The 14,697-nt window shown below is 64.7% G+C and carries 10 protein-coding genes and 1 tRNA gene; 4 read left to right on the top strand and 7 right to left on the bottom strand.

Features of this window, described 5'->3' with window-relative positions:
* Positions 1-12: 12 nt before the first annotated feature.
* On the bottom strand, positions 13-3,060 hold the full coding sequence (locus AC3WN8_RS04795) for a hypothetical protein (RefSeq protein WP_492668250.1): 3,048 nt from the start codon (positions 3,058-3,060) through the stop codon (positions 13-15).
* Positions 3,061-3,772: 712 nt separating this feature from the next.
* On the opposite strand from AC3WN8_RS04795, the gene AC3WN8_RS04790 reads away from it, so the two are divergent.
* Positions 3,773-5,632: a CocE/NonD family hydrolase gene (locus AC3WN8_RS04790; RefSeq protein ID WP_492668249.1), complete on the top strand. Its 1,860-nt coding sequence runs from the start codon at positions 3,773-3,775 to the stop codon at positions 5,630-5,632.
* Positions 5,633-5,733: 101 nt separating this feature from the next.
* On the opposite strand, the gene AC3WN8_RS04785 is transcribed toward AC3WN8_RS04790, so the two are convergent.
* From AC3WN8_RS04785 to AC3WN8_RS04770, 4 genes are all read right to left on the bottom strand, one after another.
* Positions 5,734-6,015 (bottom strand): DUF3325 domain-containing protein, encoded by a 282-nt coding sequence (locus AC3WN8_RS04785; RefSeq protein ID WP_492668248.1) that lies wholly within the window; start codon positions 6,013-6,015, stop codon positions 5,734-5,736.
* Positions 6,012-7,571, bottom strand: coding sequence for a PepSY-associated TM helix domain-containing protein (locus AC3WN8_RS04780; RefSeq protein WP_492668247.1), 1,560 nt, complete (start codon positions 7,569-7,571; stop codon positions 6,012-6,014). The genes AC3WN8_RS04785 and AC3WN8_RS04780 overlap by 4 nt, the downstream gene beginning before the upstream one ends.
* On the bottom strand, positions 7,568-7,876 hold the full coding sequence (locus AC3WN8_RS04775) for a hypothetical protein (protein ID WP_492668246.1): 309 nt from the start codon (positions 7,874-7,876) through the stop codon (positions 7,568-7,570). Before AC3WN8_RS04775 ends, AC3WN8_RS04780 begins: the two co-directional genes overlap by 4 nt.
* 141 nt (positions 7,877-8,017) lie before the next feature.
* Positions 8,018-10,180, bottom strand: a complete 2,163-nt coding sequence (locus AC3WN8_RS04770; protein WP_492668245.1) for a TonB-dependent siderophore receptor — start codon at positions 10,178-10,180, stop codon at positions 8,018-8,020.
* Positions 10,181-10,398: 218 nt separating this feature from the next.
* Here AC3WN8_RS04770 and AC3WN8_RS04765 point away from each other — a divergent pair, with 218 nt between their 5' ends.
* The gene (locus tag AC3WN8_RS04765; protein WP_492668244.1) at positions 10,399-11,787 is read left to right on the top strand and encodes a M20/M25/M40 family metallo-hydrolase; all 1,389 of its coding nucleotides are present in this window, start codon (positions 10,399-10,401) and stop codon (positions 11,785-11,787) included.
* Positions 11,788-11,977: 190 nt separating this feature from the next.
* On the opposite strand, the gene AC3WN8_RS04760 is transcribed toward AC3WN8_RS04765, so the two are convergent.
* Together AC3WN8_RS04760 and AC3WN8_RS04755 are read right to left on the bottom strand one after the other, a co-directional pair.
* A tRNA-Gln gene (locus AC3WN8_RS04760) sits at positions 11,978-12,052 on the bottom strand.
* 86 nt (positions 12,053-12,138) lie between these two features.
* Positions 12,139-13,236, bottom strand: coding sequence for a branched-chain amino acid aminotransferase (locus AC3WN8_RS04755; RefSeq protein ID WP_492668243.1), 1,098 nt, complete (start codon positions 13,234-13,236; stop codon positions 12,139-12,141).
* Positions 13,237-13,307: 71 nt separating this feature from the next.
* On the opposite strand from AC3WN8_RS04755, the gene AC3WN8_RS04750 reads away from it, so the two are divergent.
* Both AC3WN8_RS04750 and AC3WN8_RS04745 read left to right on the top strand, forming a co-directional pair.
* A complete protein-coding gene (locus AC3WN8_RS04750) occupies positions 13,308-13,805 on the top strand; it encodes a MarR family winged helix-turn-helix transcriptional regulator (RefSeq protein ID WP_492668242.1) in 498 nt (165 codons plus the stop codon).
* Positions 13,806-13,812: 7 nt separating this feature from the next.
* Positions 13,813-14,634 carry an ATP-binding protein gene (locus AC3WN8_RS04745; RefSeq protein ID WP_492668241.1) on the top strand — a complete coding sequence of 274 codons (822 nt, stop codon included), beginning with the start codon at positions 13,813-13,815 and terminating at the stop codon, positions 14,632-14,634.
* Positions 14,635-14,697: the final 63 nt, after the last annotated feature.

Below are 14,697 nucleotides of genomic sequence, written 5' to 3'. Positions count from 1 at the left end.
GGCGGCAGTCCTTCAGGCCGGCTCGGGCGCGAAGGCGCCGCAATAGGTGGACCAGTCGTCGAGCGTGACCATCTGCGCGAAGGTCGGATCGCTGCCCGCGAACTCACGCTCGATCCCGACGCTGACCGAGGTGCTGAAAAAGGCGATCTTGATCTTCACCTTGATCGACGCGGTGCCATAGAGCTTGCCGCCATGCGGCTTCGCCTTGTCGGACTGATAGCCGAGCCCGACATAGAGCTCGACCGAGACGGTGACGATGCCGAGCACGCTCAGCGAACCCGCTGCGCGGAAATAGGCGGTGATCTCGAAGCCCGCACCGGATTTCTGGTAATAGACCCCGCCGGTGATCGACGCCTTGCCCGACGCCACGCCGAGATTGAGCGCGATCGCCGCACCGAATTCGAGCGCCGCCTCGACATTGATCACTTTCGACGTGTCGAGGTCGATCCCGAAATAGCCGCCGCCGCCGAACGCCATCACGGTCAGCAGGAAAGGATGGTCGCGCTCGCAAAAGGCGAAGCGCAGCCCTGCAGCCCCACCGATAAAGGGAAGATGGAAGCCCGCGCTCAGGCTGATGTCCTGGAGGACGAAGATACCGATCCCGATCGTCGGCAGGCCCAAAGTGAAGCCTGAACTGACCCCCTCGGCGGTGACGTCGAGATAGGGTGGGTCGATAAAGCCGTCGAGCGGGATGTAGCGCCGGATCGTGTCGACGAAGGAGAGCGGCCCCAGAAAGACGATGTCGTCGAAATTGACCGAGACGTCGAGCTTGCGGCCCGATCCGGCATCGAAGCGGACATGGTCGAAACGCGCGCCGATCAGGGCGTCGTCGCCGGGCGGCAGGGTGATCAGGAATTTCTCGAGCTTGCCCGACACGTCGAAACTCGGATCGCCGCCATCGATCGGGGTGACGATGCGGCTGTCCAGCCGGAACTGGCCGCCGGGCAGCGGCGTGAAGATCGGCTGTTGCTGGAGCTCGGCCTGGCTCGCTTCCCAGACATAGCGGGTTTCGACGACGGGTTCGGGGCCCGCGCCCAGATCGCGCTCGGTGCGGATCGAGGTGAGGCCGGGAATGCGCGTGCCCGCCTGGGACGGCCAGGAAAAATTGATGAGCTTGAAGATCTTGTCGAGCGGGACGCCGCCGAGGATCTTCACGCCGGCGAAGATCGCGGCGGGGTTGAAGCTGCCGCCGGCAAAGGCACCGACATCGCCGACCGGACCGAACTGGCGCGACAGACCCTGCGGGGTCAGGTCGGGTGCGACGAGCCCGCCCACTTTCTCGACCGGAAATCCGATCGCGGGCGGCGTCTCGATCCGCGCGAAGACCTCGCCGGCATTGCCGAACGTGTCGGACGATGCCGCGAGGAAGCCGTCGTCATAGCGGATGAGCTGCGGTGCCGAACTGCCGGTGATCTCGCGGACCGCCGGGATCGAAACGGTCGCGCCGCGCAATGCGGGCAGGAAGGGCGGCGTGCCATTGGCATTGAGCGCGGCAAGGATCACGCTGTCGGTGTCGATCGCGGTATCGCCGGGGGTCTGTTGCGGCGCGAAGGCAACGCGCTGGCCGCCGAGTGGGCGGGTGCGCCGCGCCGACGCATCGGCGATCGGCGGCACCGGTCCGGTCGCGCCATTATAAGCGGCGACGATCGCGTCCTCATTGGGCTGGGCGGCGGCCGAATCGAAGGCGAAGATCAGTGGCGCGGAGAAACGGCTCGCCACGCCCTGCCAGTCGATCCCCTCGACCTCGAACAACACGTCCAGCGTCTCGCCGCCCTGGCTGAACCGCGGCCAGAAGGCGGCGTCCGGTCCGCCGGGCGGCAACACCGGATCGGTGGTTTCGGGCAGGATATTGGGGGTGATCCGCGTCCGCATCTCGAGGCTGCGAAAGGGAAAGGCGCGGTGGCTGTAGCGTTTGATCGGCTCGCGGACGACGATGAATTTGCGCTGCCGCAAATAGGCGTGGCTGCCCGGGCCATCCTGCCCATTGCCTGCCAGCACATGATGGGATCCGGTCGCGAGCTTGCGTTCGGTGATGGTGAACAGCGCGGCACGGTGGCCGAAGGGGAAGAGAAAGCCCTTGCGCACCGTCTTGACGAACTGGTCGCGGCCCAGCGTCGCCAGCTGCTGCCATTCGACCAATGAGATCTCGTCGGTATTCCAGCGGCCGTCGAGTTCGAGCGAGGCGCCGAGCGACGACAGCATCATCCGGCGGACCGCCACCGCCGCATTGCCCGGCAGCGACTGCTCCGACGACAGGCGGACGATCTCGTGGCGATCCTGGCGGGTGAGCGACGTCAGGAACGGACTGGGCCCCGATGTCGGCGTCGGCCCGTCGGCACCCGTGAAATCGGGCGAGTGGATCGCCCGGACGGTGCGCCGCGTCGCCGTGGCTTCATCGACCGTGCCGGCGGAGCTTCCCGCGACTCCGAGCCTGCTATGCCACATCTCGACGCGGTTGCCGTCGCTCACCGGCCTGGGCGCATGGGCCCAGCGGCCGCCGGGATGCGGGGACAGGATCAGTCGCCAGGGTGCCTCGATCGCGCTGCGCTGCGAACGCAGCCCGCCGAACCAGGCGTATCCGCCCGGTGCCGCACCCGCCGGCGGGCGGCCGGTCCTGTCGCCGACGAGCGGCGCGGATGCCGAGAGCGCCGCGAGGATGGCCTCTGCCGTGAAGTCGAGCGGCAGTCCGTCCGGAGCCAGATGGAAGACCAGCCGGCTTTCGCCCGCGAGCCGCGCGGCGACCGGGGGCGGCAGCAGCGGATCGTCCGGATCCCCTTCCAGAAAGGCCTGCTCGGCGACCGCCTGGGGTGGGAAGCTGACGGCGAGGAACGCGTCGCCGCTCTCGTCCGCGTGCAGCTGACGCGTGGTTTCGTCGAGACGCAGATTATAGCCGTCAATTCTCAGGACGAGCAGATCGTCCGCGCGGACCAGATCGAACGACAGGGTTCGGCGGCGTTGCTGGCGCGCCACGGGCGATGGCGGTGATGGGATGAAGAAGGTCGAAACCAGATCCTGGGCGACCTGGACCAACCCGGTGACGAGATTGCCGATCAGGCTCATGACAGGTCGGCGGGGCGCAGGTTCCACACCCGCCGTGCGGAGCGGACGGCTATTGTCGTCACGAAGCCTTTTTGGTGGGCGCGCATCGTCTGTCACCTCCCCGGACGGTCATGGAGGGAGTGTGTGGAACGTGTCGGAAAACGGCATTGGATAAAAGCGACAATTACGGCAGGCCGAGGCTCGACAGCGATCAATCGCATAGTCAAAAAAGAGTTTCACGGAATTGTTGTTTGATTAACCAGGATCGTTGTTTGGCAATTATTAAATTATGCAGGAGCGAAGGTCGCTAGATTAAATCGCCAATATCGATCGACGACATTGATCGCCGCCGCAAGCTTGCTTTATTTTTAGAGAAGCGGTGTTTTTCGTTTTCGGTTGGGCGATCACTGTTTCCGGATCCTGATCAGTTCTGCCGTTTTTCTCAGGCGCCTAAATGCCGTGCCTCATTCGATCGTGAGACATGGTGCCGGAACTCTTTATGATGTCGACCCGCGCGACCAATTCTCTTCCGCCTCGTTGACACTCGCCTCCGTTGTTAATATGAATATGAGCTCAATAACAATAATATTGGAAAGAGGGTGCTGATGAGGTCGATATTCGTTTCTGTGGGCTGTCTGATGGCAGCGATTCATTGCGGCAGCGTTGCGGCGCGTGGCGGACCTTCGACATCGTGACCCCAATTCAATTTCCGACACGAAAAGGAAGGCCATCCGTGATCAAATCCGTCGCTAGCCTGGCGCTCGCCGCCTGCCTGTTCGCAACCGCATCCGGGGCTCAAACCTCCAATGCCCAGCCCCCGGCGCCCAAGCCCGCGGAGGCGAAGCAGCCCAAGCCCAAGGGATGGAGCGACAAATCCTATTATCTGACGATGCGCGACGGCACCCGCATCGCGCTCAGCCTCTATTTCCCGCTGCGCTACAAGCCCGCCAATCCGGGCAACGACAAATATCCGGTGCTGCTGTTCCAGACGCGCTACGGCCGCGCGGATTCGGCGGAATGGCAATATATGCCGTGGACCCGCAACGATTATGTCGTCGCCGTGATCGATACGCGCGGATCGACCAGCTCGTTCGGCACGCGGCTCGTCGATATCGGGCCGGAGGAAGTGCGCGACATGGACGAAGTGATCGCGCATCTGGCGGCACAGCCCTGGTCGATGGGCAAGGTGATCACGACGGGCGGATCCTATCTGGCGGATACGGCGGACTGGGCCACCAGCCGCCCCGCCCCCGCTCTGGTCGGCGCCGTGCCCTACCAGGCCGATTTCGACGTCTATCTCAATCTCTTCTTCCCAGGCGGCGTTGCCAATGACTGGTTCCGCAACGGCTGGGCCGAGAATGCCCGCGAGATCGACCTGGGGCGCGACGGCGAAGGCAATGGGCTCGACTGCCGCATCCGTGCGGCCGACTGTCCCAAGCTGTTTCCGACATTGCAGCCGGTCGACGACGATGCCGACTATAGCCAGCTTCGCCAGGCGCTGAATGGCAAGGGTGCGCATTGGGGCCCCGAATCCTATGCCGAGCAGACCTTCCGCGACGACAAGGGCACCAACGGCTATACGATGTTCGGATCGTCGCCGGCATCGGCGCTGGCCGGGATCCGCCAGCAGCGCAAACCCGTGCAATATTGGGGTTCCTGGATGGATGCGGGCACCGCCGACGCGGCGCTCGCGCGCTTCCGTTCGGCCCCCGAAGTGCCCGCCGAGCTCTGGATCACCGCGAACAACCATTCGCAGCATCTGAACGGTGATCCGTTCGCACCGGCACGCAAGCTGCCCATTCCCGCGCTCGACTCGCAATATGCGATCCGCAGCGACTTCCACCACCGCATCCTCGACGGCGGCAAGGTCGACCGCATCATCCATTATTATGTGATGGGCGCGGATGTGATGAAGCAGACCAGGGTCTGGCCGCCCGAAGGCACTCGCGTCGAACGGCTGTCGCTGGCGCCGGGCAAGACGCTGACATCCAGGGCGCCGAAATCGGCGGGGGTCGACGACTATGCCGTCGATTATGCGGCGACGACGGGGGACAAGACGCGCTGGTCGACCCAGGGCGGCAACCCGCCCGCCTATCCGGACCGGCGCGAGGCCGACAAAAAGCTGATCGTCTATGACGGGCCGCCCCAGGTGCGCGACATGGAGCTTGCGGGCTATCCCGTCGTCACGCTGAACCTGTCTGCCAGCCACGACGATCCCGCCATATTCGCCTATCTCGAAAGCGTCGCGCCAGACGGCCGGGTGACGATGATCACCGAGGGGCAATTGCGCGCCGTCCATCGCAAGATCGCCGATCCGAAGAGCCTGCCCTATGATCAGGGGCCGGTGCCGCGTAGCTTCAACCGCGCTGATGCCCAGCCCGTGGTGCCCGGCCAGGTCATGGAACTGCGTTTCCCGCTGTTGCCGACCGCCGTGCTGATCCGCAAGGGGCACCGGCTGAGGCTGGCGATCGCGGGCGCCGATGCCGACACGTTCCGCCGCTATCCCGCAAAGGGGGAGTCGCGGTTCCAGATCCACCATGGCGGCCGGTATGCGAGCAGCATCGAGCTGCCGATGCGGCCCTGGCAGCCCTGATCAGGCGGATCCGGACCGAAGGACGGTGGTGATCTACGCCTTCAGCTCCGGATCGGCCACCGCCTCGAGGACCAGAAAATTGAGCGCGGAGCGTCCGCACTTCACCGCGCCGACTGCCTGTTGCGCAGGGTCAGCCATAGGATTGTGAGCGCTGCCCCGGCCGTGAGATGCCCGATCCACACAAGGACGCCATAGGCCGCGCCAAAGACGCCGATCGCGACAAGCAGCGCGATGGTCAGGCCGGTCCAGCCCGCTATCCTTATGGTGCGGGCCTCGACGGTGCCGAGCTTCCGTCCCGCCATCGCGCTGTGATGGCGGGGCATTGCGGCACACAGACAGGCAAATCCGATGGCGGCGCAGGCAAGAATCAGCAACTGGATCATGCGGCCGCCATCTGCGTCCCTGCGCGCAGTCTCGGTTTGGGTGCGGATTTGAAGCGGTGCGCCTTGTGCGCCGCCCAGCCGAGCGCGAGCGCCAGCGCGGCCATGGCAATGTCGAAGCCGACGAACAGCCAGTCGCCATGCAACAGGCTCGCGACGAAATTGCGCGGCGTCGTCAGCGCATTCACCAGGGGGATCGATGCGTAGAACAGCGACGCGGTGGCCAGGGTTTCGACCCATGCGCGTCGAACGGGGCGGGCAATGCCCCAGGCGAGCGCGGCGCCCCAGGTGATGAACAGGCTGTTGATCTCCCAATCGGCGCGATCGACCAGGCTAAGCGGGAGCAGGCGATTGGCGAGGAAATAGACGGCAACCCCCGCGGGCAATCCCGCGATCACCGCGATGTTGAGCCGTTCGATCAGGCGAAAGCCGAAATGCGGCCGCGCCGGATCGGGCAATTTGGCGCGCCGCTTCACCGTCCACAGCACCAGCCCGGTGCCGACCATGATCGTGCCGCCGACGCCCGACAGGAAATAGAGCCAGCGCAACCCCCAGCCCGCGAAGCGGCCGGCATGGAGGCCGATCATCACGCTCTCCGTCGCCGCCGCGCCGCCGCCTGCGGTGCTGGCGTTGAGCAGCTTGCCGCTCGTGCCCGAAAATATCAGCGTCTGGCCGCGCGCGCCGATCGCATCGGCGGACGAGCGGGTCAGCGCGACCGTTGCCGTCGCGTCGCCCGGGCTGACGATCCTGACGCCGCCGACATGCGCGCCGTTCCACTGCGCGGCGGCTTTGGCGAACATCGGCCCGAGCGGCGCGAGTGGCGCGGGCTGCCCGCTCCTCTCGACTTCGGCGCGCGCGGGAAACACGCTCTCGAAGAAGGTGTCGGGCGATGCGTAGTTCGCCGCGATGCCCCAGGGCATGTACATGGTCGCGAGCGTGACGAGGCCGGTATAGGTGATCATCAGGTGGAAGGGCAGCGCGAGGACGGCGGTCACATTATGCGCGTCGAGCCAGCTGCGTTGCCCCTTGCCGAACCGCAGCATGAAGAAATCGGCGAAGATCTTCTTGTGCGTGACGATGCCCGACAGGATCGCCACCAGCATGAACATGGCGGCGATGCCGACCAGATAGCGCGCCAGGAAAACCGGCATGTAATGCAGGTCGAAATGGAAGCGGTAGAGGAAGAAGCCACCGCGCGTCGCGCGGGCCTCCACCCTGTTTCCGTCGCCATCGAGCGTCGCCTGCGTATCGCTGCGCCGCCCGCGCGGGCGATCGCCGGCGGGCTGCCAGAAGACCGAGGTCGCGATGCTGCGCTTGTCGGGCAGCGTGATGAACCAGCTTTTCGCATCGGGCGCGGTCTTGCCCAGATACCGGACCGCCGCCTCGCTCGCCGTCACGGGGTCGGCCGAGCCGCTGATCTCCGGCTCCATCCAGCGCGTGATCTCATGCTGGAAATAGGCCGAGGTGCCGGTCAGGAACATCGCGAACAGCAGCCAGCCGAACAACAGGCCGGACCATGTGTGCAACCAGGCCATGGACTGGCGGAAACCGTCCTTCACAGCCGCCCTCCCGTGACGATCGACAGCCACAGCCCGCTGCCCAGCACCAGCATGGCGCCACCGAGCCATAGCCAGAGCTGCAGCACCGATCGCGCCGAGAAGGCGGCCAGAACGATCACGGCAAAGATCGCGAACGATGCCAGTGTCGCTGCGATGCTCGCCTCGGCCGGCGCCATCGGCAGGATGCGCGCCAGGCAGGCGACGGTGAGCGACGTGACGAGATAGCCGCCGACGATGGCGCCGAGCGCGCGTGCGGGCAGGCTGAGAGTCCGTTTGAGAAAGCCGGCACCGGCCCGCTCCCCCACCCAACCACCCGATCCAGTATGATCCTGTCGGGTGGTTGGGTGGGGGAGCGGGCCGGTGCCGCCCTTGGAAAGCGCTCTTTCGCGCTTTCTCAAACTCAGTCGCCGGGCAAGGTCAGCGAAGAACGGGAGCACAGCCATGGATCAGAAATGGCGCTGGAGTGAGATCATGAAGGTGCGCGGTTCGCCCGGCGTCGTGCGAGTCAGCGAGCCCGTCGGGAAATAGCGCTCGTTGAAGATGTTGCGGATATTGGCCTGCGCCGACCAGTCCCCGAATTTATAGTAGAGCGCAGCGTCGACGAGCAGATAGCCGTCGAGATAGAAGGGCCGCGTCGCGCCCGGCACCGCCGATGCGGTGCTGGCGGCGCGGTTGCTTTCGTGATGCAGCCCGGCGCCCGCGCCGAGATTGGTGAGCGGCCCGTTCTGGATCGTATAGCGCCCCCAGAGATTGACGATGTGCCGCGGCACGCTGCCCAGCCGCGACCCCACCAGCAGGCGGTTGTCGGCGGTCACCTTGGCATCGAGATAGCTATAGGCCGCGGTCAGTTCGACGCCGGGCGCGGGACGCCATGCGCCCTCGGCCTCGATGCCGCGCGTGCGCTGTTCGCCGGTGAGCACATAGACATTGGGCAGCACCGCGTCGGCGGTGGCGACATTGGCGCGGGTCAGCTGGAACAGGGTGAGCATGCCGGTCAGCGTGCCGTCGCTGCGCGCGATCTTGATGCCGCCCTCGTAATTGACGCCGCGTTCGGGCGGCAGGACTTGCTGATTGACGTCCTTGTAGCTGAATTGCGGCGTGAACGATTTGGAGTAGTTCACATAGAGCGACGCCGAGTTGCTGATTGCCAGCGTCGCGCCTGCGCGCGGGCTGAACGCACTCGCCTTGGTTTTCGCACCCCGGACACCGCCGCTCAGATTGATCGCGGACGCGTCGTCCCAGCGGCCGCCAAGCGTGAGCGTCAGGATTTCGCCCAGCTGGATATGATCCTGTACGTAGAAACCGAGCTGCCGTGTTCGGCTGCCGGCGCTGGTCAGCGGCAGTGCCGGATTATGCGTGCTGACCGTGCCGTAGACCGGCGCATAGAGATTCAGATAATATGGGCTGCTGGTGTCGTAGAGATTGGTGTCGTCGGACTTGCGGCGGCCATAGTCGATTCCGGCCAGCACATAATGGTTCAGCGGTCCGGTATCGAAACGCAGGCTGGCATTGGTATCGACCCGGAAATAGCTGCCATTCTGCTCATAGGGTCCGTAAAAGGCGCGGCTGACCCGGCTATAGGCGGGGATCAGCGGCGTGGTCGCGGTGGCCGGGATATCCTGGGTGTTGATGCCCGTGATGAACAGCCAATTGTCCCACGAATTGTGGAAATCCTGATAGCGCAGCGATTGATGGATCGCGAAGGCGTCGCTGAACCTGTGATCGAACACATAGCCCAGATTCCAATAGTCGTTCTTCTGTACGGCGGGATATTCGGTGTCGTTGATCGACAGGCTGATCGGCAGCGGCCCGTTGGGGTTGGGCAGCGCGGTGCCATAGGCGGTCGTGGGCGACCAAGGCCTGATATTGTCCGTCTGATAGCGGCCCAATAGCGTCAGCGTGGTGTCCGGCGTGATTTTCCAGCTCAGCGACGGCGCCAGGAAAATGCGCTTCTGCCCCGAAGACTCGACGAAGAAATCCTGGTTGCGATAAACGGCGGCGAGGCGCGCGGTGAGGCTGCCATTCTGCGTCAGCGCGCCGTTTGCGTCCGCGCGCAGTTCGATCAGGTCATAGGATCCCGCACTGACGCCCACGTCCAGGAACGCCTCGTCCCGGGGGCGCTTGCTGACCAGATTGACGATGCCCGAAAGCGGCCCCTGACCGAACAGTCCGGATGCCGGGCCCTTCACCACTTCGATGCGTTCGAGCCCGATCATCTCCGACGTGCCATAGCCGGTGTCGTCGAGCAGGCCGTCGAGATAGGTCGCGCCCGAAGAGGCGTTAAAGCCGCGGATGTTGAACCCGTCGAAAAAGCCATAGGTGTTGTTGCGCGAGACGCCCGCGACGTTGAACAGCGCGTCGCCGAGCCTGCGGACGCCCTGATCGGCCAGCGTCTGTTCGGAGATGATCGAGATCGCCTGCGCGTTTTCGAGGGCCGGAATATCGGCCTTCGACGCCATCGCGATGGTGTCCGCGGCCTGGGCGGTGACGATGATGTCGTCGCGCTTCTCGTCGGTGTCGGCCGGTTGCTGCGCCAGGACGGCGGCATGCCAGCCGATGGTTGCCGCGCATCCCAGCAAGCATCGTGCGATCGTCGATTGTCTACTCATGGCCACCCCTTTGTCGGTCGAGGGCTGCCCATAGAAGCTAATGCTAATGAGTCGCAATAATAAAATGATCGCGTCGGGAATTGTCATCCGAGCGGGGATGACGAGATTGTTGGTGCTTCTTATCATGCTCGGATCGACCCGGCTTGCCGGGAAAATCGCTTGAGGGTGGAGGCTTTCCGTCCCATCCTCGCCGCAACAGCGCATCAGGGGACCCATACATGCTCAAGACTTTCGCCGGCTTCGTCTCGCTCTTCGCGCTCGCTGCCCCGGCCATGGCGCAGGATGCGCCCTACCAGCGCCAGGCAAGGGATATTTACGAGAAGCTGATCTCCTACCGCACCGCCAAGGGTCATGGTCAAGTTCCGGCGATGGCGGCCTATATCGCTGACACGCTGAAGGCAGGCGGAGTCCCGGCCGAGGACATCGTCATCATTCCGCACAAGGAGACTGCGGCCTTGCTGGTGCGCGTACCCGGCCGCGACCGGTCGACGCGCAAGATCATGTTCTCGGCCCATATGGACGTGGTCGATGCCCGGCCCGAGGATTGGGAACGCAGCCCGTTCAAGCTGATCGAGGAAAATGGGTATTTCTTCGGCCGCGGTACCGGCGACAACAAACAGGGTGTCACTGCGCTCGTCTCCACCATTCTGCGCCTGAAGGCCGACAAGGTCGTGCCCGGCCGCGCGCTCGTCTTCGCCTTTGTCGGCGACGAGGAAACCGGCATGGAGACGACCCGCCTGATCGCCGATCATGAATGGGTGAAGGGCACCGAATATGTGATCAACACCGATGCCGGGGGCGGCACGCTCGACGAGCAGGGCAAGCCGACCTCTTACGGCGTTCAGGGTGCCGAGAAGACCTATGCCACATATACGTTGACCCTGCGCAACCCCGGTGGCCACAGCAGCCGGCCGCGCAAGGACAATGCGATCTACGATCTCGCCGACGTCCTGAACGGTATCCGGGCGCTGAAATTCCCGGCTCAGGCCAATGAGCTGACCAGGGCCACGCTACGCCTCGCAGCCAAGTCCACGCCCGGCGAAAAGGGTTCGATGCTTTCGCGCTTCGCCGAGAATCCAAAGGACGCCGAAGCAGCCGCTTATCTGATGGCCGATCCTACCGTCGCCTATGAGGTCAGTACCACCTGCGTCGCGACCATGGTGGATGCCGGCCATGCTGAAAATGCGTTGCCACAACGCGCGAAGGCGACCGTCAATTGCCGCATCTATCCGGGCGACACGATCGAAGGCGTCAAGGCGCGCCTGGCCGAGGCGGCCGGCAACAACACTGTGGAGATCGAAGTGATCGGCAATCCGGTCGTCAGCCCGGTTTCCGATCCGCGACCCGACATCATGGCCGCGATCACCAAATCGATCCATGCCCGCTATCCCGGCATTCCGATTACCCCGTATCTGGAGGCGGGCGGCACCGACGGCATGATCTATCGCACCAAAGGCATGCCGACCTTCGCAAGCTCGGGCGTGTTCATGAAGAGCAGCGACGTCTTCTTCCACGGCCTCAACGAACGGCTACCGGTAAAGGCCTTTTACGAGGCGATCGACCATGTCCATGATTTGGCCTTGGCGCTGAGCGGCGCCCGCAAATAAGGGCGCGCCCTTAGGCCCCAAATGTCGCTCGGATAATTCACGACGTTCGGTCTCGATTTCTGCTCGTACCGCCATGCCGGATGGCGGCGCATAAAATCATGACAGGATAGCGGTCAAACCCGGTCTATCTGATTGTCGGTCAGAATTTACTGTAACGCATTGCGCTGGAACCGAATCACGTGGACTCGGTTGGCTGGGGCGGCAGGATTCGAACCTGCGAATGCCGGTACCAAAAACCGGTGCCTTACCACTTGGCGACGCCCCAGCAGAGGCGAGCGGCTGCCTTAGTGTGCTGTCCTGCGACTGAAAAGGGGGTTTGGCAGATTGCCGCGCCCCCTTTTCGTCATGGGATCAGATTACCTGCGAGACCCAGCCGTGCGGATCGGGCGCGTTGCCGCGCTGGATATCGACCAGCATCGTGCGGACGCGCTGCGTCAGCGGGCCGGCGGACTGGCCGCCAATGGTGAATTTGCCCTCCGCGCTCGCGACGCTGCCGATCGGTGTCACCACTGCGGCGGTGCCGCAGGCAAAGGCTTCGGTCAGGCGGCCGCTCTTGGCGTCGGCTTCCCATTGCTCGATCGAATAGGGCTCTTCGCGCACCGTGATTCCCTGCGCGCGGGCAAGCGTCAGGATCGAATCGCGCGTGATGCCGGGCAGGATCGTGCCGCTCAGCGGCGGGGTGAGCATCGATCCGTCGTCGAAGACGAAGAACACGTTCATGCCGCCCAGTTCCTCGATCCAGCGGCGCTCGACCGCGTCGAGGAACACCACCTGGTCGCAGCCCTGGCGGATCGCTTCGGCCTGGGCGACAAGGCTTGCCGCATAATTGCCGCCGCACTTCGCCGCACCCGTGCCGCCAGGCGCCGCACGCGTATATTCGCGCGTCACCCACAGCGAGACCGCGGGTGCACCGCCCTTGAAATAAGCGCCGACCGACGAGGCGAGCACCATATAAAGATATTGCGAGGACGGCTTCACGCCGAGGAACACTTCGCTCGCGATCATGAAGGGGCGCAGATAGAGCGCACCATCCTCGCCCTGCGGGATCCAGCCGGCATCGGCGCGGACCAGCGCGCGAATCGATTCGAGGAAGATCTCTTCCGGCAGTGCCGGCATCGCCAGCCGCTGCGCGGAGGCATTGAAGCGGCGCGCATTGGCGTCGGGACGGAACAGGGCGGCGCCGCCATCGGGACGGCTATAGGCCTTGAGTCCCTCAAAAATCTCCTGCGCATAATGCAGCACGGAGGAGGCCGGATCCATCGTCACCGATCCGCGTGCGGCGATGCGTGCGTCATGCCAGCCTTGACCCTCGGTATATTCGACGATCGCCATATGATCGGTGAACACGCGTCCGAAACCCGGATCGACCAACTGCCTCGCGCGATCTTCGATCGCAACGGGGGTGGGATTGGGTTCGAACGCGAAAGTCGGTAGGGAGGCAGACGACATGATATTTCCTCTCGTTCTGGCGCGTGCGTTCGCCTTGCGCGGGACTAGGGACTAAGGATAAATACGTCAATATGGCTGTCCCAAACCCGAGCGCAGCTTCGCCGCTTTTTTTGCGCGAGCCCGAGATACGACGCGGCGTCGAACTGCTCTATTTCGGCTATAGCCACATGACCCGCGCGATCGATGAGGAGCTGGGCCTGCAGGGGCTGGGCCGTGCCCATCATCGCGCGCTCTATTTCATCGCACGCCAGCCCGATCTCACCGTCAGCGAATTGCTCAAGCTGCTCGCGATCACCAAACAGTCGCTGGGCCGCGTGCTCAACGAACTGTCCGCGCGCGAACTGGTCGAGCAGCGCACCGGCGCCAGCGACCGGCGCCAGCGGCTGCTGCGCCTCACGCCCGAGGGCGCGGCGCTCGAAACGCGGCTGTTCGAGGCGCTGCGTGAAAAGGTCTCCGCGGCCTATGCCCAGGCGGGGCAGGGCGCGGTCGCCGGCTTCTGGATGGTGCTGGAGGGGCTGATCCCCGAAAGCGAACGCGGCCGCATCGTCGCGCTCCAGCGCGAACGCTGAGACGATCATGAACGATACGGATCTTGTCCGCATTGCCGCCGCGCTCGAGCGGCTGGCGCCACCCCCCGCGGCGTCGGCCGATCCCGCCGCGCATCCCGCCTATGTCTGGCGCGACGGTGCGCTGGCTGCCGCGCGCGCCTTCTCGCCATTGCCGTTGGCGCTGCTGACCGGCGTCGATGCGCAAAAGGCCGCGGTGCTCGAAAATACGCGCCGGCTCGCGGCCGGCCATGCCGCGCATGACGTGCTGCTCTGGGGATCGCGCGGCATGGGCAAGTCCGCGCTCGTCAAAAGCGTGGTCGGCGCGCTGCGCGACGAGGGCGCGGATATCGCGCTGATCGAAGTGGCGGGCGATCGCATCGGTACGCTCCCGGCATTGTTCGATGCGATCGCGGCGGTGCCCCGCGCTTTTGCCATCTTCATCGACGATCTCGGCTTCGAGGATGCCGGCGGCGCCGATCCGCGCGTGCTGCGCTCGTTGCTGGAGGGCGGCGCCGAAGCGCGCCCGGCCAATGCGCGGCTCCACGTCACGTCTAACCGCCGCCACATCGTCGCACGGGCGATGGAGGAACAGCAAAGCGCGATCAATCCGCGCGACGTGGTCGACGATCGCCTGGCGCTCGCCGATCGCTTCGGGCTCAATCTCGGTTTCCACAATTGCGATCAGGACACCTATCTCGCGATGGTTGGCGCCTATGCGCAGCGGCACGGGCTGGTACTCGATCCGGCCGACGCCCTGCTCTGGGCGCAGCAGCGCGGCAGCCGCTCGGGGCGGATCGCCTGGCAATATGCGGTCGAGCTGGCCGGGCGCGCCGGAAAATCGCTGAGTTGAGCCGAATGGGCCCACCTCTCGAGGGGCAAGTTACCGAATCGTGACCATGCTTTCCTTCGGCGC

The sequence above is a fragment of the Sphingobium sp. FW305-3-2-15-F-TSA7 genome (assembly GCF_058787155.1).
The sequence above is the reverse complement of the archived record's forward strand: the minus strand, read 5'-3'. Positions and strand labels throughout refer to the sequence as shown.